At 68.5% G+C, this 19610-nt stretch carries 15 protein-coding genes and 1 tRNA gene; 5 read left to right on the top strand and 11 right to left on the bottom strand.

Features of this window, described 5'->3' with window-relative positions:
* Positions 1-15: 15 nt before the first annotated feature.
* Complete coding sequence (gene topA / locus HNR30_RS17045; protein ID WP_181610815.1) at positions 16-2745, bottom strand: type I DNA topoisomerase; 2730 nt, start codon at positions 2743-2745, stop codon at positions 16-18.
* A gap of 176 nt (positions 2746-2921) precedes the next feature.
* Between topA and HNR30_RS46820 the strand changes: the two genes are divergently transcribed.
* Positions 2922-3089 carry a DUF5703 family protein gene (locus tag HNR30_RS46820; RefSeq protein WP_220133736.1) on the top strand — a complete coding sequence of 56 codons (168 nt, stop codon included), beginning with the start codon at positions 2922-2924 and terminating at the stop codon, positions 3087-3089.
* Between the two features lie 96 nt (positions 3090-3185).
* On the opposite strand, the gene HNR30_RS17040 is transcribed toward HNR30_RS46820, so the two are convergent.
* The 3 genes from HNR30_RS17040 to HNR30_RS17030 form a co-directional block, all read right to left on the bottom strand.
* The gene (locus tag HNR30_RS17040) at positions 3186-5132 is read right to left on the bottom strand and encodes a chaplin family protein (RefSeq protein ID WP_181610814.1); all 1947 of its coding nucleotides are present in this window, start codon (positions 5130-5132) and stop codon (positions 3186-3188) included.
* Between the two features lie 228 nt (positions 5133-5360).
* Positions 5361-5813 carry a hypothetical protein gene (locus HNR30_RS17035; protein ID WP_181610813.1) on the bottom strand — a complete coding sequence of 151 codons (453 nt, stop codon included), beginning with the start codon at positions 5811-5813 and terminating at the stop codon, positions 5361-5363.
* A 203-nt stretch (positions 5814-6016) separates the two neighbouring features.
* Positions 6017-7282, bottom strand: a complete 1266-nt coding sequence (locus tag HNR30_RS17030) for a M20/M25/M40 family metallo-hydrolase (protein WP_246378629.1) — start codon at positions 7280-7282, stop codon at positions 6017-6019.
* 122 nt (positions 7283-7404) lie between these two features.
* Here HNR30_RS17030 and HNR30_RS17025 point away from each other — a divergent pair.
* Both HNR30_RS17025 and HNR30_RS17020 read left to right on the top strand, forming a co-directional pair.
* Positions 7405-7489, top strand: a tRNA-Leu gene (locus tag HNR30_RS17025).
* 437 nt (positions 7490-7926) lie between these two features.
* Positions 7927-9036 carry a DUF2267 domain-containing protein gene (locus HNR30_RS17020; RefSeq protein WP_181610811.1) on the top strand — a complete coding sequence of 370 codons (1110 nt, stop codon included), beginning with the start codon at positions 7927-7929 and terminating at the stop codon, positions 9034-9036.
* 873 nt (positions 9037-9909) lie between these two features.
* On the opposite strand, the gene HNR30_RS50795 is transcribed toward HNR30_RS17020, so the two are convergent.
* The 7 genes from HNR30_RS50795 to HNR30_RS16985 all read right to left on the bottom strand — a co-directional run bounded on the left by HNR30_RS50795 (position 9910) and on the right by HNR30_RS16985 (position 17227).
* Positions 9910-10341 (bottom strand): glutaminase, encoded by a 432-nt coding sequence (locus HNR30_RS50795; protein WP_181611139.1) that lies wholly within the window; start codon positions 10339-10341, stop codon positions 9910-9912.
* Positions 10342-10356: 15 nt separating this feature from the next.
* Positions 10357-11751: a glutamate decarboxylase gene (gene gad / locus HNR30_RS17010; protein ID WP_181610810.1), complete on the bottom strand. Its 1395-nt coding sequence runs from the start codon at positions 11749-11751 to the stop codon at positions 10357-10359.
* Between the two features lie 102 nt (positions 11752-11853).
* Positions 11854-13248: a lectin gene (locus HNR30_RS47800; protein ID WP_181610809.1), complete on the bottom strand. Its 1395-nt coding sequence runs from the start codon at positions 13246-13248 to the stop codon at positions 11854-11856.
* Positions 13197-14162, bottom strand: a complete 966-nt coding sequence (locus HNR30_RS17000; RefSeq protein ID WP_181610808.1) for an ROK family protein — start codon at positions 14160-14162, stop codon at positions 13197-13199. The genes HNR30_RS47800 and HNR30_RS17000 overlap by 52 nt, the downstream gene beginning before the upstream one ends.
* Positions 14159-14983, bottom strand: a complete 825-nt coding sequence (locus HNR30_RS16995) for a carbohydrate ABC transporter permease (RefSeq protein ID WP_181610807.1) — start codon at positions 14981-14983, stop codon at positions 14159-14161. The genes HNR30_RS17000 and HNR30_RS16995 overlap by 4 nt, the downstream gene beginning before the upstream one ends.
* Entirely contained in the window at positions 14980-15918 is a 939-nt protein-coding gene (locus HNR30_RS16990; protein ID WP_220133615.1) for a carbohydrate ABC transporter permease, read from the bottom strand. The genes HNR30_RS16995 and HNR30_RS16990 overlap by 4 nt, the downstream gene beginning before the upstream one ends.
* The gene (locus tag HNR30_RS16985) at positions 15908-17227 is read right to left on the bottom strand and encodes an extracellular solute-binding protein (protein ID WP_181610806.1); all 1320 of its coding nucleotides are present in this window, start codon (positions 17225-17227) and stop codon (positions 15908-15910) included. Before HNR30_RS16985 ends, HNR30_RS16990 begins: the two co-directional genes overlap by 11 nt.
* Positions 17228-17570: 343 nt before the next feature.
* On the opposite strand from HNR30_RS16985, the gene HNR30_RS16980 reads away from it, so the two are divergent.
* Positions 17571-18587: a LacI family DNA-binding transcriptional regulator gene (locus tag HNR30_RS16980; RefSeq protein ID WP_181610805.1), complete on the top strand. Its 1017-nt coding sequence runs from the start codon at positions 17571-17573 to the stop codon at positions 18585-18587.
* Between the two features lie 84 nt (positions 18588-18671).
* Positions 18672-19535: an aldo/keto reductase gene (locus HNR30_RS16975; protein ID WP_181610804.1), complete on the top strand. Its 864-nt coding sequence runs from the start codon at positions 18672-18674 to the stop codon at positions 19533-19535.
* The last annotated feature ends 75 nt before the right edge of the window (positions 19536-19610 follow it).

Genomic DNA, 19610 nt, shown 5'->3' with positions numbered 1-19610 from the left:
GATAACCCCGCACCGTCAGGACTTGGCGGCGGGCTTCTTCGCCGGAGCCTTCTTGGCCGTGGTGGCCGTCTTCTTCGCCGGAGCCTTGCGCGCCGCGGGCTTCTTGGGCGCCGGAGCCTTCTCCCGGCGCTCCGCCAGCAGCTCGGCCGCCCGCTCCGTGGTGATGTCTTCCACAGTGTCACCCTTGCGCAGCGAGGCGTTGGTCTCCCCGTCGGTCACGTAAGGCCCGAAACGCCCCTCCTTGACCACGATCGGCTTCTTCGAGCCCGGGTCCTCGCCCAGCTCCCTGAGCGGCGCCGCGGCGGCGGCCCGTCCGCGCCCACGCTGCTTGGGCTGCGCGAACAGCTCCTTGGCCTGCTCGATGGTGACGGTGAACAGCTCGTCCTCCGACGCCAGCGACCGCGAGTCGGTGCCCTTCTTCAGGTAGGGACCGAACTTGCCGTTGAAGGCCTGGACCTCCTCGCCCTCCAGCTCGCCGACCAGGCGCGGGATCGACAGCAGCTTCAGCGCGTCGTCGAGCGTCACCGTGTCGAGCGACATGGTCTTGAACAGCGAGCTGGTGCGCGGCTTGGGCGCGTCGGCCTTCTTCGTGCGCCGCTTCGGAGCCGACTCGTCGACGGCCGGCTCGGGCAGGATCTCGGTGACGTACGGCCCGAAGCGGCCGTCCTTCGCCACGATCGTGTGCCCGGTCGCCGGATCCTGGCCCAGCACCCGGTCGCCAGAGGGCCGGCTGTACAGCTCCTCGGCCTTCTCGGCGGTCAGCTCGTCGGGCGCCATGTCCTCGGGCACGTTGACGCGGGCGCCGTCCCTGTCGAGGTAGGGCCCGTAACGGCCGACGCGCAGCATGATGTCGGTGCCGCGGATCGGGAAGGAACTGATCTCGCGCGCGTCGATCTCGCCGAGGTCGGTGACCATCTCCTTGAGACCGTCGTCACCGTTGTCGCCGAAGTAGAACTTGCGCAGCTCCGGCACCCGCTCGGCGCGGTCGTTGGCGATGTCGTCGAGGACCTTCTCCATGGTCGCGGTGAAGTCGTAGTCGACCAGGTTGCCGAAGTGCTGCTCCAGCAGGTTGACCACGGCGAAGGCCAGGAAGGACGGCACCAGCGCCGTGCCCTTCTTGAACACGTAGCCGCGGTCGAGGATGGTGCCGATGATCGAGGCGTAGGTCGACGGCCGGCCGATCTCGCGATCCTCCAGCTCCTTGACCAGCGAGGCCTCGGTGTACCGCGCGGGCGGCTTGGTGGCGTGACTGGCCACGTCGAGCCTGGTCAGGTCGAGGCGGTCGCCCTCGGCCAGGTTCGGCAGGCGCTTCTCGGAGTCGTCGCGGTCGGTGGAGGGGTCGTCTGCGCCCTCCACGTAGGCCTTGAGGAAGCCGTAGAAGGTGATCGTGCGACCGGAGGCACTGAACTCCACGTTCGCGCCTGCGACCTTCACGCTGACCGACTCGCCGACCGCGTCCTTCATCTGCGACGACACGGTGCGCTGCCAGATCAGCTCGTACAGGCGGAACATGTCGCCCGACAGGCCGGTCTCGCCCGGGGTGCGGAACTCCTCACCGGAGGGGCGGATCGCCTCGTGAGCCTCCTGCGCGTTCTTCACCTTGGAGGCGTAGACGCGGGGCTTGTCGGGCACGTACGCCGCGCCGTACAGCTTGATCGCCTGCGAGCGGGCGGCCGCCACGGCCGTCTCCGACAGCGTGGTGCTGTCAGTACGCATGTAGGTGATGAAGCCGTTCTCGTAGAGCCGCTGCGCCACCTGCATCGTGTACTTGGCGGAGAAGCCCAGCTTCCGGCTGGCCTCCTGCTGCAAGGTGGTCGTCCGGAACGGGGCGTACGGCTTGCGTGTATACGGCTTGCGCTCGACGGACCTGACCGAGAACGAGGCGCCGCGCACCTGCTCGGCCAGCTGGGCGGCGGCCTGCTCCGACAGGTGCACGACATCGGCGTTCTTCAGGCGCCCGTCGGAGCCGAAGTCGCGGCCCTGCGCGACGCGCTTGCCGTCGACGCCGGTCAGCGTCGCGGTGAAGTCGCGCGGCGTCTCCTCGGGCTTGTTGCTGTCGAACAGCGCCTGCAGGTCCCAGTAGGACGCCGAGGTGAAGGCCAGCCGCTCGCGCTCGCGCTCGACCACCAGCCGGGTCGCCACCGACTGCACGCGGCCCGCGGACAGGCGGGGCTTGACCTTCTTCCACAGGACCGGGCTGACCTCGTAGCCGTAGAGGCGGTCGAGGATGCGCCGGGTCTCCTGGGCGTCGACCAGGCGCAGGTTGAGGTCACGCGGGTTGGCCACGGCCTCCTGGATCGCCTGCGGAGTGATCTCGTGGAAGACCATGCGGTGCACGGGCACCTTCGGCTTGAGAACCTCCTGCAGGTGCCAGGCGATCGCCTCGCCCTCGCGGTCCTCGTCAGTGGCGAGGTAGAGCTCGTCGGCGTCCTTCAGCAGCTGCTTGAGCTTGTTGACCTGGGCCTTCTTGTCGTGGTTGACGACGTAGAGAGGTTCGAAGCCGTGGTCCACATTGACGCCGAGCCGCGCCCAGGCCTCCCCCTTGTACTTCTCGGGGATGTCGTCGGCCTTCTCCGGCAGGTCACGGATGTGACCGATGCTGGACTCGACTATGTAGCCGCGCCCGAGGTACCCCGCGATCGTCTTCGCCTTCGCAGGCGACTCGACGATCACCAGGCGTGTTCCGCCGGCGCTGCCGTTGTTGGCTGGCACGCTGCTTCCTACCTCGCTGTTCGCTCGCTTCATCCCCACCCGTGTTTGGGCACAGATCTGAAAGGTAACCCGGATCGCCGGTATTGCCTCCCCCCGGGGCTACCCGCTGGCTTTCAGGTCCACCCACAAGAACGCAGAATAAGGCCCACGGAGCGGCGTATCGCCTTGACTCACCCAGGAGACTAATCGTTGTGCCCGACTACTCCTACATGGATATCTACATCCCGCGCGGCATCTCTCGCGAAGCCGCACGTCAGCTACTGACCGAACATGCCGAACACGGACACTGGGAACTGGCCCGCACCCGGATCTATTCCGACGGCAGCCGGCGCGTACGGCTTCGCAGAAGGATCTACAAGGTCCGTAGCACCCTCTAAACAGGGCTTTGCCCGCCCCCGGGGCCATCGCCCCCCGAGAACGGGCAAAGCAGCTCTTGTGAGTCGTACGGCTGGCCGGCTGCCAGCCGCCGATCGTTACTTCTTGCCGAAGCGCACCCGGCGGGTGGTCGCGAACAGGGTCGCCGAGGCGGCGAACATCGCGCCCAGCACCAGGGCGAGCAGCGAGCTGGAGTTCATCCCGGTGACACCCTCGTCGGTCGCGGCGCTCATCAGGCCGAGGTCACCGACGGGAAGGGTGCCGGTCGCCTGGCCGACAGCCCCGCCGACCGGGGTCGACTGGACCAGCGAGGTCGCCGGGCCGAGGGCCGACAGCGGGCTGGCCGACTTGGCCTTGCCGCCCTGCTGGCCGGGGACGGCCGGAGCTCCGGGGAGACCGGGCAGGCCGGGCAGAGCGGGCAGGCCCAGCGTGCTGGGCAGGTCACCGACGACGGGCAGGGCGGGCAGGCCCGCGCCACGCATCGGCTGGGCGATGTTGCCGACGTCCTTCAGGCTGCTGGCCGCGGGAACCACGGGCAGAGCGGGGAGCAGGCCACCGGCCTGGTACTTCGACCCACCGCGAGGACGGGCCCAGTGGTCGTAGCCGTCGCCGCTGTCGTCGACCGGCTTGCCGACACGCGAGCCGCCCAGGCATCCGGCGGCGGCGTCACCAAGGACGGCCACCGCGTTGCCGCAGACGTTGATCGGGGCGGTGATCGGAGCGATCACCTGGTTGCCGGCGAGCACGCCGGACCTGCCGGAGGTGGTGTTGCCACCCGCGTTGACGCCGTTCTGCGGGGAGACGGTCGCCCCGCCCTTGCAGTGGGCCTCGGCCAGGCCAAGGGCCGCCACGGCGTTGCCGCAGGCGTTGATCGGGGCGGTGATCGGGGCCACGACCTGGTTGCCCGCGGCCACGCCCGACCTGCCGGAGGTGGTGTTGCCGCCCGCGCCCTTGCCGCCGTTCTTCACCGACACGCCGCCCTTGCAGCCGGCGAAGGCCTGGCCGAAGACCGCGACGGCGTTGCCGCAGACGTTGACGGGAGCGGTGATCGGGGCGACCACCTGGTTGCCGGCGAGCACGCCGGACTGCCCTGAGGTCGTGTTGCCGCCCGCACCCGAGCCGGCCTTGGTGTTCTCGACCGAGCTGCCGCCCTTGCAACCGGCGGGGGCGTTGCCGACCGCGTTGCCGCAGGCGGTGATGGGCAGGCTGATCGGGGCGATCACCTGGTTGCCGCTGCCGGCGCCGAAGCGGCCGTCGGTGTCGTTGCCGCTGGAGCCCGGGCCGCCGTGGCCGGCGTGGTAGCCCTTGCCGGGCTTGCCGCCGTTGGTGACCGAGGAGCCGCCCTTGCAACCGGCGAAGGCCTCGCCGAAGACTGCGATGGCGTTGCCGCAGATGTTGATCGGGCCGCTGATGGGCGCGATCACCTGGTTGCCGCCGAGCGCGGCGTTCCTGCCCGAGGTGGTGTTGCCGCCGGCGCCGAAGCCGTTGTTCTTGACGGACGAGCCGCCCTTGCAGCCCGCGGTCGCGTCGCCGAAGATGGCCAGCGCGTTACCGCAGGCGTTGATCGGAGCGCTGATCGGCGCGGTGATCTGGTTGCCGCCGAGGAGGCTGCTGTCGCCGGAGGTCTTGTTGCCGCCCGCTCCGCCCTTGCCCGAGGTCTTGACCTCGGCGCCGCCCTTGCAGCCGGCGTCGGAGTTGCCGAACAGCGAGACCGCGTTGCCACAGGCGTTGACCGGCGCGCTGATCGGCGCGTTGACCTGGTTGCCGCCCAGGACGCTGCTGTTGCCGGAGGTCTTGTTGGCGATCCCGCCGGGACCGGAGTTCTCGACCGAGGCGCCGCCCTGCGAGGAGGCGGTCGACTCGCCGGCGACGCCGACGGCGTTGCCGCTGATGTCGATCGGCAGGGAGATGGGGAGGTTGACCTGGTTGCCGCCACCCACGGAGGAGTTACCGGAGGTGTCGGCGACAGCGGTACCGCTGCCGAACGACATGACCGCTGCGGCGAGAAGAGCCGCCGGGGCCGATGCCTTCGCCCACGTACGCATGATGAATGCTCCTAGTGGTTCTTGGGGGGATTACCTGACTGGTCGCGGGCAGGCCGAGGTCATGCTTCCTGTCCAGAAGCACAGCGGTGACCCATGGGCTTGTCGCGAACCGAGATGACTGACATGACGGACGGGAGGGCCTGCAGACGGCCACGCTCCGCTTGTCCGGGAAGGCGCTCAGAAGGCGCTCTGGTGGGAGGCACGCGTGGAAGGCGCGCTCAGGGTGTGTCAGTCAGGTGAGAAAGAAGGGTCGTCCGCCGCTGTGCGGACGACGGGGGGAAGCACGCACGCCAGGGGGGCGCGCTGTGCGAGCAGCCGCGGGTCGGAAGCGGACCTCGCGACGTCCCCCATGCCAGGCCCGAAGGGGCCACTGCCGCCGCCGTTGGGCACGAGTCCGTTGGGACCGTGCGAGTCACCGGCGGTGGAAGGAACTGGGGTGCCGGGCTTCGACTGGCTGGTGAGCCCGTCGACGTTGAGCCCGGCCATGGCCTCGGCATTCACCGAGGAGCTGTCAGCCGCGGGGAAGATGTCCATCGCGGACGCGGTGACGGCCTGTGTTGTCTCGGCGGTGGCGGGAGACGCTCCGAAGAGCATGGCGAGCAGCCAACCGGCGATCATCAGACCGCCTACCGTGAGCGCTCGCACCAGGATCCGACGGGCGCCGGCCGCGAACCGCGCCATCCGGCCATCCCTGGCGGACCTGGTGTCGGCAGCCACGGGCACGCAGGGAGCAGCCGGGGACTGGGTCCCCTTCTGCTGCTCCGCAGTGCGTGCCACGTGACCTCCCGAGATCCAGAACCGGCCCCATTACTGGGGCCGGTCCTTGGACTCACCCCTCAACGATCCGTAACCGTAGCAGCACCCAACGTAGGCGCAAGTGTTTTTCAGCAGAGATCCAGGAACCGGTCAAGAACCCGGGTCCCAAAGTGGAGCGAATCCACCGGCACTCGCTCGTCCACCCCATGAAACATCCCGGCGAAGTCCAGGTCGGCCGGCAGCCGCAGCGGCGCGAAGCCGTACCCCTTGATGCCCAGCGAGCTGAACGCCTTCAGGTCCGTCCCGCCACTCAGCGTGTACGGCACGGCGGTCCCCTCCGGGTCCTCCTGGACGAGAGCGTCGGCCATCGCCCTGACGATCGGCGTGTCGAAGCCGAACTCCAGAGCCGTCTGGTGCTGGATGAACTCCCTGGAGACGTCCGGGCCGAGCAGTTCGTCGATCGTGGCGAAGAACTCCTCCTCGAACCCGGGCAGGAACCTGCCGTCGATCACCGCCTCGGCCGTCTGCGGGATGACGTTGGCCTTGTAGCCGCCGGTGAGCATCGTCGGGTTCGCCGTGTTGCGCAGCACCGCGCCGATCATCTTCTGCAGCGCGCCGAGCTGGTCGAGGTTGGTGTGGTCCAGCTCGATCGCCCGGAAGAAGGCCTCCATCGTCGGCGTCAGCCGCGTCGGCCATTCGTACCGCCCGATGCGCGCCACCGCCTCCGCGATCGCGGTCACCGCGTTGTCGTCGTTGAGCATGCTCCCGTGCCCGGCCCTGCCCCTGGCCGTCAGCCGCATCCAGGCCATGCCCTTCTCGGCCGCCTCGATCAGGTAGAACCGCCGCCCGCCCGCCGTGACGCTGAACCCGCCGACCTCGCCGATGGCCTCCGTGACGCCCTCGAAGACCTCGGGATGCTTGTCGACGAGGAACTTCGCCCCGTAGTCGCCACCCGCCTCCTCGTCGGCCGTGAACACCAGCACGACGTCGCGAGCCGGCCTCCTGCCCTCCCTGAGGCGCGCCCTGACCGTGGCCAGGATCATCGCGTCCATGTCCTTCATGTCGACCGCGCCACGACCCCAGACGCAGTCGTCCTGGATCTCCCCGGACAGCGGATGCACCCGCCAGTCGCCCGCGTCGAACGGGACCACGTCGAGGTGCCCGTGAAGCAGCAGCGCATCGGCCCTGTTCGCATCCGTGCCCTCGATGCGCGCCACGAGGCTGGCTCTTTTCGTGTCGCTTTCCAGGATCGTGCTCTGGAGGCCCACCTCCGAGAGCTTCTCGGCGACGTACTCGGCCGCAGCCCTCTCACCTGGGCCTGCGTTGTCTCCGGCGTTCCTGGAGTCGATTCTGATCAGGTCTCGGCACAGGTCCACGACCTCGTTTTCTGGCATTCCCGGCTCCTTCCGTCTACCGCCCATCCTGCCGTCGTGGAATCTCGGTATGACTCACCCCCGAGAGTTTGCTAACCTTGGCATCGCCGACGCGGGATGACGGTCCCGCGTGCAGGCACCAAGTCCGGGTGGCGGAATAGGCAGACGCGCTAGCTTGAGGTGCTAGTGCCCGTTAAGGGCATGGGGGTTCAAGTCCCCCCTCGGACACACACTCTGGTACATGTTGGGCCTCGCCTCGACTACGACCTTCCTCTCTGAGGGGTGGTAGACGAGGTAGAGGCCCAGTTTGTTGTAGAGGTCGTTCCTGGTGGCGGTGTCAGCCCTCTCCAGAACACCAATCGCGTTGCTCAACTGCGGGACCATCTCCCTTTCTGTGGTCTCTTGCCTTCTCGTGATCGTCGCGATGCGACCATCGGCCTTCATGCGCTCCGCGCGGGAGCCGGCCATCCAGCGGCCGATCTCGTGAGGGTCTCCCCCGGCATCCAGGGTTGAGCGGTAGCTCTTCATCCTGCGGTCGCAGTCGTCGATCGCCTTCCACGCGGCCTCGGCCATGAGGATCATGATCACCCGATACACGATGCATGCGCCGCGCGACTGTGGGTATTCGGTCCGGGGAGCCACCCGGCTACCGGCGAGGAGCGCCCATGGCCGTCAGTGAGCAGCACCGGCCAGAGATCATCGTCGGACTCGTGGCGACCCCGCCGGATTATCCAGCGCAGGTGGTCGCGCGGCTCGCCGTCGAACTGGCCGACCAGCTAGCCGAGCAGGTGGACCCGCACGTGCGGTGGACCATCCGGGCAGGCTGGGGTGAAGTGGCTCCGCGCCGCGATGGCGGCGTTGAGGCGCTGCTCGACGATCTCGCTCGCCGACGCGCCGACGCCCGGTGGGACGTCGCGATCTGCCTGACCGACTTGCCGCTGCATACCGAGCGGGTGCCGCTGGTCGCCCGGATGTCCGCCAGGCGCCGCGCCGCGGCGGTGTCCCTGCCCGCGCTGGGGCTGCGCCAGCTGCGAGCGCTTCGCGCCGCCATCCCAGGTCTCGTGGGCCGACTGCTCACTGACACGTCAGACATGCGGGTACAGCCGGTCGGCCGTGCGCCGGCCGAACTGGCCGGCCGGGTCGCCGCCATTCACCGAGTGATCGGCGAGGCCGACGTCGGGGAACTGGGCTACCTCGCCTCGCGGCTGGTCGGCCGGGTGCGGCTGCTGACCGGGATGGTCCGGGCCAACCGTCCGGGGCGCGCCCTGCTGGGCCTGTCCAAACTCCTGGTCGGGGCCTTCGCCACGGCCGCGTTCGCGCTCACCACCAACACCATCTGGGAGATGGGTGATGCCCTCGGCGGGCTCCGCCTCGCCGTGATCATGCTTCTTGGGCTGACCGCGCTGGTGACCTGGTTGATCATCGCGCACGACCTGTGGGAGAAACCGGACCGGGAGACACCAGCTGAGCTGGCCCGGCTGTTCAACCTGGGCACGGTCCTCACCCTCACCCTGGCCGCCGCGGTGTCCTATCTGGTGCTGTTCGCCGGAACGACGCTCGCCGCGGCGCTGCTGATCGACACCTCCGTGCTGGAACAGACCCTGGAGCGGCCGGTCGATCTCACCGACTATCTGACCCTGGCCTGGATCATCAGCTCGCTGGCCACTGTCGGGGGCACGATCGGTTCCGGGCTGGAGGACGAGGAGACGGTGCGGGCCGCAGCTTACGGCTACCATCCCGAACCCGGCGGCTGGCGGGACGAGCGGGACGCGTGATTCCCGCCTTGGGCCAGGGCTTGTCCGCACTGCCGGGCGGGCACCGCGGGCCAGCGCCGCCGAAGATGTGAGATCACCTCTGGATCCAGGCAGGACATTGCATCCTCAGTCGTCGGACGCCGGGCGTCCCTCACCCGCGGATGTTGAGCGATCGTCGACCGGCGGAGCAGGTGCTGGTGCCGTGAACGGCACGGGCCGGCCGGGCAGCAGCAGAGGCCCGTTATGCGTGCCGGTGAGCATCCATTCGGTCATCGCGGGATTGGCGCAGTACACCGTGTGCCAGACCCGTCATGCGCAGGTCCGGACACCCTTGGCGTAGAGCGATGCGATCTGGTCGTGTCCTTCCGCAGGGCACTCAAGGGTCACCCAGGACCCCTCTGGCGATGCGGACGCGTCATCCTCCCTGTCGATTCCCGGTCTTGGTGAACCATTCGTGCACAAGGCGTACCGCCATGGCGCCCTCCCCGACCGCGGACGCGACCCGTTTGATCGACCCGCTGCGAACGTCTCCCACGGCGAACACGCCCGGCCGCCCCGTCTCCAGGGGGAGGGCCTCCCCGTGCCACGAGCCGTTGTCCGTGATGACGAAGCCCCGGTCGTCCAGCGCGACGGCACCCGCCGTGGAACATGATCTCGATGCTCGGCGTCCGGCCGATCGCGTCGACGAGGTAGCGGGACATGCTCTCGCTGAGATCTGCGCCGCGGACGAGCATGCGCACCGACGAGGCGTACCTGGCCAGGTAGAGTGCAGCCTGGCCCGCGGAGTTGCCGCCGCCGACGATGACCACCGGCGCCTGCCGGCACATGCGCAGCTCGAACGGCGTCGCCGCGTAGTAGACGCCACAGCCTTCGTACTCCTCCAGGTAGGCGAAGTCACCCGCCCCGCCGTAGGTGCCGCAGGTCAGCATGATGGCGTCGATCCTGCGGGGATCGTCCTCGCTGATCAGGCGGGTGCCGGCGGCCCTGACGCCGTGGTGGGCGAGCAGCCGGCGCCCGGTTGCGGTTGCCGGTCCTGGCCTCCGAACGGGCGGTCACGCCGTCTTCGTGCGGTTGCGGGTTGCCGGTCTCCTCGCGCAACAGGACCCGGATCCCCTCGTGGGCGGCGCCGGTCTGGGTCAGCAGGTGGTCGGTGACCACGATGGCGCCCGGATCGCTGAACGGATTGCGCGGGATGTCCTTCCCCAGCTCCAGCAGCTTCAGGTCGTTGAACGGCTCCCGCCGTACTCTCTTCCAGAGCGAGCCGTCGTCGCGACGGCGAAGCCGAACTGGTGCGGGGCGACGGCGGCCATCCCCCCGCTGGAACAGCTCGTCAGAAGTCCATCAGTGGTGGAAACCGATCCGCGACACGTCGTCGGGCAGGACGGCGGGTGTGCCGGCGGTCAGCCTGTGCAGGGCGCGGTGGATGTCGTCGGCCAGCAGCGAGATCTCGTCCCTGCCGATGCCGTGCCGGATGAGGATGCGCTGGATGACGGTCTCCTGACGGTTGGCCGGCAGCGGGTAGGACGGTACCTGCCATCCGCGCATGCGCAGCTGGTCGGTCAGGTCGTAGAGCGTGAAGCCCGCGTTCTCCGGGTCCTTGAGCTTGTAGGAGATGGCGGGCAGCGCGCCGCGCCCGTCGTAGAGCAGCTCGAACGGGCCCATGGAGGCGATCTGCTCGCCCAGGTACCGGGCCGTGGCAGCGCAGGCCTCGTACACCTCGCGGTAGCCCTGCTTGCCCAGCCGCTGGAACAGGTAGTACTGCGCGATGACCTCCCCGCCGGGGCGGGAGAAGTTCAGCGCGAACGTCGGCATGTCCCCGCCGAGGTAGTTCACCCGGAAGATCAGCTCTTCGGGCAGCAGCTCCGGTTCGCGCCACACCACCCAGCCGACGCCGAGCGGGGCCATGCCGTACTTGTGGCCGGAGGCGTTGATCGAGGCGACGCGCTCCACCCGGAAGTCCCACACCAGCTCCGGGTAGAGGAACGGGGCGATGAAGCCGCCGCTGGCGGCGTCGACGTGGATCGGGATGTCGAGTCCGGTCTCGGCCTGGATGCGGTCCAGCTCGGCCGACAGCTCCTTCACCGGCTCGAAGTCGCAGGTGAAGGTGACGCCGAGGATGGCGACGACGCCGATGGTGTTCTCGTCGACGTAATCGGCGAGCTGGTGCGGCCGCAGCCCGGTCGCTCCGGGTTCGAGAGGAACCTGCCGGATCTCGACGTCGAAGTAGCGGGCGAACTTGTCCCAGCAGATCTGCACGGGACCGGCCACGATGTTCGGCTTGTCGGCGGGCTTGCCCTCGGCGAGGCGCTTGTGCCGCCAGCGCCACTTCAGCGCCAGCCCGCCGAGCATCGCGGCCTCGCTGGAGCCGGTGGTCGAGCAGCCCATCGCCGTGGCGCCCGCCGGGGCGTTCCACAGATCGGCCAGGATGTTGACGCACCGGGATTCGATCTCGGCCGTCTGCGGATACTCATCCTTGTCGATCATGTTCTTGTCGAGGCACTCGTTCATGAGCCTGTGCACCTGATCCTCCGACCAGGTGGTGCAGAAGGTCGCCAGGTTCTGCGAGGCGTTGCCGTCCAGGAGCAGCTCGTTGTGGAGCAGCTGGTAGACGGCTTCCGGCCGGGAGGCGTTCTCCGGCATCCGGTTCTTGGCGGCCACGCTTGTCGCGACGGTGCCGGCGAAGAGATCCGTGGTGTCGTCGACCTGCTTGTGGTCAGTGGCCTTGTGCAGTGCCATGAGCTCCCCGTCCTGCGCCTGGGCAATCCCGACCGTCGGAGGTCTCCCCTATCGCGGCTCAAGATAGGGACGCGGCACCTCACAAATCCGCAAAAGGAGGCGCTAGGCGGGCAGGGTCCAGCGTTGCCAGGCGTTGGCGTTGCAGTCCCAGATCTGCAGCCGCGTGCCGTTGGCGGTGTTGCCGCCCGGCACGTCCAGGCAGCGCCCCGACTGCGGGTTGCGCAGCTGGCCCGCCGTGGTGGCCGACCACTGCTGGGCGCCGCTGCCGTTGCAGTCCCAGATCTGCACCGGTGTGCCGTTGGCGGTGCCCTGGCCGGTCACGTCCAGGCACTTGCCCAGCGCTCGGACGGTGCCGTCGGTGCCGACGCTCCAGCGTTGCGCGCCGGTGCCGTTGCAGTCGTAGAGCTGCACCGCGGTGCCGTTGGCCGTGGCGGACCCGGCGACGTCGACGCATTTGCCGCCCGCACCGGTGATCTGCCCCGTTCTGGGCTGGGCGGAGAGGGTGACCTCGTCCTGGTTGAGGACGCGGGGATGGAAGTAGGCGTTCTGGATCTCGGCGTTGGTGTTGCTGCCGCGCAGCTGCTCGGACCAGATCATGAAATAGCTCCATCGGGTCTGGCTGTCGAGCAGGCTCGCGTTGGGGACCTTGCCCATCTCGGCCAGCGCGATCGGCTTGGAGCCCGCGATGCTCTGCATCTGCTGGTAGTCACCCTGGCTGGGGTGCGACTTGTACCAGACGTCCAGCGACACGACGTCGACGTAGGACGCGCCCGGGTAGTAGGCCGCCCAGTTGCCGGCGGGGTTGTCCTGCACGTTCCAGACCCAGATGAGGTTGGTCAGGCCCTTGCTCATCAGGTGGTCGCGGGTGATCTGGTAGAGGCGGGCGCCGCCGTTGGGTCCCGGGCGGTTGCCCCACCAGTTCCACGACTCGTTCATCTCGTGCAGCGGGCGGAACAGCACCGGCACGCCCGCGTCCTTGAGCTGCTGGAGGTAGGGGACGACTTCGTCCAGCCGCCGTTTCCACGCGGTGTTGAGCGCCGTGCCGTTCGTGATGATCTGGTTGAACTGGTCGTTGGAGATGCCGGTCTTCACACCGCCCTCGAACTGGCAGGTGCCGGGGCCGGTGGGTGTGCACACGTGCCAGGTCAGCGCCACGAGCGAGCCGTTGGCCCATTCGAGCTTGGCCTGGTCGACGACGCGCTGGCGGTTGGCGACGTCCTCGGGGCGGAACATCAGGTCGCCGCCCCACAGGCCGGGGTACTGGCCGGTGATGTCCCTGACCTGCTGGGTGTACTGGCCCGGCAGGTCGGCGGGCTCCTTGTTGTGCTGGCCGGAGACGATGTTCCTGCCGGTGATGGAGGTCAGGTAGGTGATGACGTCCTGGCGGGAGGCCGCCGGGAAGGCCCGCGCCGCGGGGGCGGCGACGGTGGTCAGGCCCGCGGTGGTCAGCAGTGCGAGCAGGATGGTGGCGAGTCGGCGGGACGGGGGGTGTAACACGCTGCTCCTCCTGGGGCTGTGATGAGGCTCAGGGCCTCGGGGTGCGCGTAGGCCAGGGCGGCGGCGCCGTACAGGCCGGCTTCCCGCCCCTGGGTGGTCAGGCCGACCCGCACCCGCTGGGCGAAGGCGAACCCGGAGCGGGCCGTGATGGCCTGGCGAAGTGGATCGAGCAACAGGTGTCCGGCGGCGGCGACGCCGCCGCCGATGACGACCTCGTCGAGGTCGAGCAGGGTCGCCGTGGTGTGGATCCCTCGGGCGAGGGCTTGCGCGGCGCGCCGGAACGCGCCGAGTGCGACGGGTGCGCCCTTTCCGGCGTCGGTCGCGAGCTCGCGTGCGTCGTGACCGGTCCAGCCGTTGGCCCGCGCCCAGCGGACCATGCTCGGGCCGCTCGCCACCGTCTCCAGGCAGCCGGTCGCTCCGCATGGGCACGGCTCGCCCGCCGGGTCGACGACGATGTGACCGATGTGCCCGGCGTTGCCGGTCGGTCCCGTGTACGGCCGGCCGTCGAGGATCAGCCCGCCGCCGATGCCGGTGGAGACGACCACGTCCAGCAGGCTCCGGGAGCCCGCGTCGCGGCCGCCCTTCCACCACTCGCCGAGCGCCATGCACTGCGCGTCGCCCGCCAACGCCACGGGCAGGCCGGGCAGCAGGCCGGCGACCATGTCGGTGAGCGGGAAGCCGCGCCAGGCCGGGATGTTGACCGGGCTGACCGTACCGGCCTCGATCGGCCCGGCAGAGCCGATGCCGACCGCGACCACTCCAGGCTCGGCGATGTCGGCGATCAGCCCGCCCAGAGTCGCGGTCGGGTCGGGCCCGACGGGCCGTTCCGCACGGCTGAGCATGGCGCCACGGGGATCGACGAGAGCGGCGGCGAACTTCGTGCCGCCGATGTCGATGGCCAGAACCGTCGTCATTTGAGTGCCCCCGAGGTGAAGCCCCGGTAGATGAAGCGCTGAAGCAGCAAGAAGACGATCAGCGAGGGGACGATCACCAGCACGGTGCCGGCCGAGATCACTTCCCAGTGCGCGCCGTACGGGCCCTTGAAGCGGAACAGGGAGGTGGAGATCGTGCCGAGGTCACGCGAGGGCATGTAGAGGAAGGGGATGTAGAAGTCGTTGTAGATCACGACGCCCTTGACGATCACCACGGTGGCGATGGCGGGCTTGAGCAGCGGAAGGATGATGCGGCGGTAGACAGTGAACGAATTGGCGCCGTCCAGGCGCGCCGACTCGTCCAGCGAGGTCGGGATGCTCCGCATGAACTGGATGAAGATGTAGATCGACACGATGTCCGTGCCCATGTAGAGCAGGATCGGCGCCCACCGGGTGTTGAAGGCGCCCATGCCCTCGATGATCTGGAAGGTCGCCACCTGGGTGGTGATGCCGGGCACCAGCGCCGCGACCAGGAATCCCGCCAGCACCAGCTTCTTCAGCCGGAACTGGAAACGGTCGATCGCGTAGGCCGTCATGGAGCCGATGACGACGGTCGCCAGGACGGAGAAGAACAGGATGAACGTCGTGTTCCCCAGCGCCGGCAACATCTTGCCGTCGACGAAGGCGGTGGCGAAGTTGTCGAAGTTGAACCAGTCGCCCGGCATCGACAACGGCCCGCCGGTCGCCATTTCCCGTTCGGTCCGCAGCGAGGTCAGCAGGATCGTGACGAGCGGAACGATCACGACGGCGGTGGCCAGCACCAGCGACAGGTACTTCAGGAAGACGGCCAGAGCTCTTCTCATGACATCTCCACCCGCTCATCGGGGACCAGGACGCGCTGCAGCCAGGTCACCAGCAGCACCAGGCCGAGCAGCACGATGGCCGCTGCGGAGGCCAGGCCGACCTTGTCGAACTGGAAGGCCAGCTTCAGCGTCTGGATTACGAAGGTGGTGCTGTTGTTGGAGCCGCCGGTCATGATCAGCGGGATCTCGAAGACCGACAACGAACCGGACACGGCCAGGATCGTGGTGATGCTGATGATCGGCTTGAGGGCGGGCAGGGTGATGTGCCGGAACTGCTGCCACGTGGTGGCTCCGTCAAGCGCGGCGGCCTCGTACAGGTGGGTCGGGATGGCCTGGATGGCTCCGAAGAACAGCACGAAGTTGACGCCGAGGAAACGCCAGACCGAGACCCCTGCCAGCGAGGTGTTGACCAGGTCTGGGTCGCCCAGCCACAACTTCGGCGTGGCGCCGAACAGGCCGAGGACCGTGTCGAGCGTCCCGCCGGGCTGGAAGAAGTAGAGGAAGACGAATCCGATCGCCACCCCGTTGATCAGATAGGGGAAGAACAGGATGCCCTTGAAGAAGGTGCGGAAGCGCACGCCGGCGCCGAGGATCGCGGCGAAGTAGAGGGCGAGCACGATCTGTACGACCGCGCCGGCCAGGTAGAACAGGCTGACGAAGAAGACCTGGAAGAGCTTGGGGCGCGTGAACAGCTCGGTGTAGTTGTCCAGGCCCACGAACTGGCTGGTCTTCGACAGGCCGTCCCAGTCGGTGAAGCTGTAGGAGACGAGGTTGGCCACCGGCACGTAGGTGAAGACGACCAGCAGCACCAGCGGCGCGGCCAGATACAGCCAGTGCGTGTATCTCCAGGACCGCCGGACGCGGCGGTGGCGTGTGGGTGGCTGCGGCGGGCCGTCGTGGAGCCGGCCCGCCACCACCGTCCGGTTACTCGCCAACGGTCGCCCTGGCCTCGGCCCACCTCTTGTTCAGGTCGGCGAAGATGCCGTTCAGGTCGCCCTTGGCCGCGCCGCGCGCCACGTCGACGATGTTCTGCCGGTAGTCGGGCGAGCCCAGGCCGATCTCCGACGCCTTGTCGATCGTGTCGACCTGCTCGGCGCGCTTGTCGTCCATGCGGACGAAGGTCACCCCGGCCTCCTCGAACGGGGTCAGGCTCGACGGCAGGGCGGCGCCCTTGACCGACGAGATCGACAACGCGGCCTGGGCGTCGCCCGACTTGGTGATGAACCACTCGATCCAGGCCTTGGCGGCAGGCTTGTTCTTGGAGTGCACGTTGACGGCGTACTGGTAGTCGGGGCGCACCGACGTGCAGAACCGGCCGCCGGTCTGGCTCGGGAAGGGCATGTAGGCGATGTCGTCGGGGTTCTGGCCCGCCTTGGTCGCCGCCTCCTTCATCTGCACGACCGCCCAGGAGCCCAGCGCCATCGTGGCGATCTTGCCGTTGGCGATGAGGTTCTTGGACTCCTCCCAGTTCGTCGTGTTCGGGTCGTCCTCGGTGAGCTTGTTCGCCACCACGTCGAACAGCAGCTTGTCGGCGACGTGCAGCGGCTGGCCGGGAGCCCACGGGTTGTCGGTGTCGGCGAGCTTGTCGCCCGCGGTCGCGTCGCAGCCGATCGAGCCCAGCGCGTGGCCCCACATCGTCAGCGGCCACATGTCCTTGTAGTTGGTGTAGTACGGCGTGGCGTCGGTCTTGTCCTTGATCGCCTGGAGGCCGGCGAGGAACTCCTCCGGCGTCTTCGGCCACTCCTTGACGCCCGCCTTCTCCCAGACGGCCTTGTTGTAGACGAAGCCCTGGGCCGTGCCGATGTTGGCGATGCCGTAGACCTGGCCGTCGACGGTGGCCCGGTCGGTGAAGTCGTACTTCTTCGACAGCTCCTCGGCCGGGCCGAGCGGCTCGAAGAAGGTGGGGTACTGGCTGACCTTCACGGTGTTGGGGATCGACAGGACGTCTCCGTACTCCTCGGAGCTCATCCGGATCTTGACCTCGCCCTCGTAGTCGGTCAGTCCCTCGAACTTGACCTGGACGTTGGGGTAGATCTTGTTGAACTCCGCGGCGTACTTGTCGGCCTGCCCGCTCTCCACCTGGTCGGTGCGGTTGGTCAGCACCGTGATGGTGCCGGTGATCTGGTTGGGGGCTGTCTGCGCGGTTGGTGCGGCCCCCGTCGCCGCTGGTTGGTTCTGCCCGCCGCAACCCGCGACGGCCACCAAGCATGCGGCCAGTACGGCGGTCGCCACGCGATGAGCCACGGCTCCTCCTGTTGATGCTCCTTAACCGGGAAAGTGATGTGACCATACGATCGCTACGACAACGATGTCAATGAATCGCCAGAAACATGGATTTAACCTGCTGAAACAGGTGATCACGGCCCATGATTTAACGGTTCATCTCAACCCTGTTCCAGGGGAGAAAGAGACAGCGAGAGCCAGCCGTTCGGCGGCGGCGACGGCACTGGCGCACACGCCCGGTGGCGGAGAGCACGTGTCCTAGCTTAACCGAGCAAGCCCGACGGTAAGCCGGTGACATCAAGCTGTCAACACGCACTCCGCCAGGGTGGATTAGGATCCACTTATCGGTTAAGTAAGGAGTTCGATGAAGCGGCCGACCATTGCGGACATCGCTCAGCGTGCAGGTGTGTCGAAGGTGGCGGTTTCTTACGCGCTCAACGGGCGGCCCGGAGTGTCGGCCTCCACCCGGTCCGCCATCATCGCGATCGCCGAGGAGATCGGCTGGCGGCCCAACAACGCCGCCCGTGCCCTCAACAGCGCGCAGGCTCGCTGTTTCGGGCTGGCCCTGTGCCGCCCGGCCCGGACCCTGGGCATGGAGCCCTTCTTCATGGAGCTGATCAGCGGCATCGAAGGCGAGCTGGCCGCGCGCGGCTACTCCCTGATGCTCCAGGTGGTCGGCGATCACGGCGCCGAGATCGAGGTCTACCGCCGCTGGTGGGGCGAGGGCCGCATCGACGGCGTGTTCGTGGTCGACCTGCGGTTCAACGACCAGCGGGTGCTCGCGCTCGAAGAGATGCGCATGCCCGCCGTGGTGATCGGGCATCCGTCGGAATCCCGCTCCCTGGCGTCGATCTGGTCCGACGACGGCGAGGCCACGCGCGAGACCGTCGACTACCTGATCGCGTTGGGACACCGGCGCATCGCCCGGGTGGCCGGGCTGCCGAAACTCGTGCACACGGCGCACCGCGACGCCGCCTTCCGCGAGGCGTGCGGCACGCTCGTCGAGCACACGATCGTCCACACCGACTACTCAGGAGAAGAGGGTGCTCACGCCACCCGCCGGCTCCTCAGCTCCGGCTCCAGTCCCACGGCGATCATCTATGACAACGACATCATGGCCGTGGCGGGACTGTCGGTCGCGCAGGAGATGTCCGTCGCCGTCCCCCGCGAACTGTCCATCGTGGCCTGGGACGACTCCCCGCTGTCCCAGGTGGTGCACCCGCCGCTGACCGCGCTGAGCCGCGACATCCCCGCCTACGGCGCACATGCGGCCCAGCGGCTGCTGGCACTCACCGCGGGCGAGCACGTTCCGGCGTTCGAGGATCAGACGGCGCGTCTGACGCCCCGCGGAAGCACGGCGGCGCACCGCCAGGGTTCCTGAGCCGTTGACCCGCCTCGCCTTCACCCTCTCCGGGCCGGTGCGGTAAGCACGCTCCCCGTTCAACAGGCGTGCCATGCTGGATCCATGCGGACTAGGCGAATCGGCGAAACCATGGTCGGCGCGATCGGGCTGGGCGCCATGCAGCTCGACGACCCCGCCGCGAACACGGAGCGGGCCGAGGCGACCATGCGGGCGGCGCTGGACGCCGGGGTGACGCTGATCGACACCGCGATCGCGTACGGCCCGGCCGACCGGGGCGCCGACATCATGGGCTCCAACGAGCAACTGGTGGCGGCGCTGCTGGATCGGCTCGGCGTCAGGGACGAGGTGCTGGTCGCGACCAAGGGCGGGCACACCCGCGACACCGGCGGCGGCTGGGGGCTCGACAGTTCCGCCGCAGGTCTGCGCAGAGCCGTCGACGCGAGCCTGAAGAACCTCGGCGTGGATCAGATCGACCTCTACCAGCACCACCGGCCCGACCCGAAGGTCGACTACGCCGAGGTGATGGGGACGCTCAAGGAGATCCACGACGCGGGCAAGGCTCGCATGATCGGGTTGTCGAACGCCGACCCGGGCCAGATCAGGCTGGCGCGGAGCATCCTCGGCGAGGCCCTGGTCAGCGTTCAGAACGAGTTCTCGCCCCGGTTCCGTTCGAGCGAGCCCGAGCTGCTGCTCTGCGATGAGCTGGGACTGGCGTTCCTGCCCTGGAGCCCCCTCGGCGGGGCTCGTCAGGCGGCCGGGCTGGGCGGGCGGCACACCGCGTTCGAGGAGGTGGCCGCCGAGGTGGGGGTCAGCCCGCAGCGGGTGTGCCTGGCCTGGATGCTCGCCAAGTCGCCGGTGGTCATCCCGATCCCGGGCGCCAGCCGGCCTGAATCGATCACCGATTCCGCCGCCGCGGCAGAACTGCAGCTCAGCGCAGATCAGCTGGCGCGGCTCGACGTCGCCTGACCGGAAGCCTCGTCGAGGGGGCGCGCTTTCCCATTAAGCGACCCATATCTTTCTAAAACTGCATATAAAGGGCGA

Source organism: Nonomuraea soli (genome assembly GCF_013761175.1).
In the GTDB taxonomy this organism is placed as follows: Bacteria; Actinomycetota; Actinomycetes; order Streptosporangiales; family Streptosporangiaceae; genus Nonomuraea; species Nonomuraea soli.
The sequence above is the reverse complement of the archived record's forward strand: the minus strand, read 5'-3'. Positions and strand labels throughout refer to the sequence as shown.

Bases quoted from the DNA above. Each gene is read 5' to 3' on its own strand.
- topA (WP_181610815.1), bottom strand. From the start codon at position 2,745: ATGAAGCGAGCGAACAGCGAGGTAGGAAGCAGCGTGCCAGCCAACAAC.
- HNR30_RS46820 (WP_220133736.1), top strand. From the start codon at position 2,922: ATGGATATCTACATCCCGCGCGGCATCTCTCGCGAAGCCGCACGTCAG.
- HNR30_RS17040 (WP_181610814.1), bottom strand. From the start codon at position 5,132: ATGCGTACGTGGGCGAAGGCATCGGCCCCGGCGGCTCTTCTCGCCGCA.
- HNR30_RS17035 (WP_181610813.1), bottom strand. From the start codon at position 5,813: ATGGCGCGGTTCGCGGCCGGCGCCCGTCGGATCCTGGTGCGAGCGCTC.
- HNR30_RS17030 (WP_246378629.1), bottom strand. From the start codon at position 7,282: ATGCCAGAAAACGAGGTCGTGGACCTGTGCCGAGACCTGATCAGAATC.
- HNR30_RS17020 (WP_181610811.1), top strand. From the start codon at position 7,927: ATGGCCGTCAGTGAGCAGCACCGGCCAGAGATCATCGTCGGACTCGTG.
- gad (WP_181610810.1), bottom strand. From the start codon at position 11,751: ATGGCACTGCACAAGGCCACTGACCACAAGCAGGTCGACGACACCACG.
- HNR30_RS17000 (WP_181610808.1), bottom strand. From the start codon at position 14,162: ATGACGACGGTTCTGGCCATCGACATCGGCGGCACGAAGTTCGCCGCC.
- HNR30_RS16995 (WP_181610807.1), bottom strand. From the start codon at position 14,983: ATGAGAAGAGCTCTGGCCGTCTTCCTGAAGTACCTGTCGCTGGTGCTG.
- HNR30_RS16980 (WP_181610805.1), top strand. From the start codon at position 17,571: ATGAAGCGGCCGACCATTGCGGACATCGCTCAGCGTGCAGGTGTGTCG.
- HNR30_RS16975 (WP_181610804.1), top strand. From the start codon at position 18,672: ATGCGGACTAGGCGAATCGGCGAAACCATGGTCGGCGCGATCGGGCTG.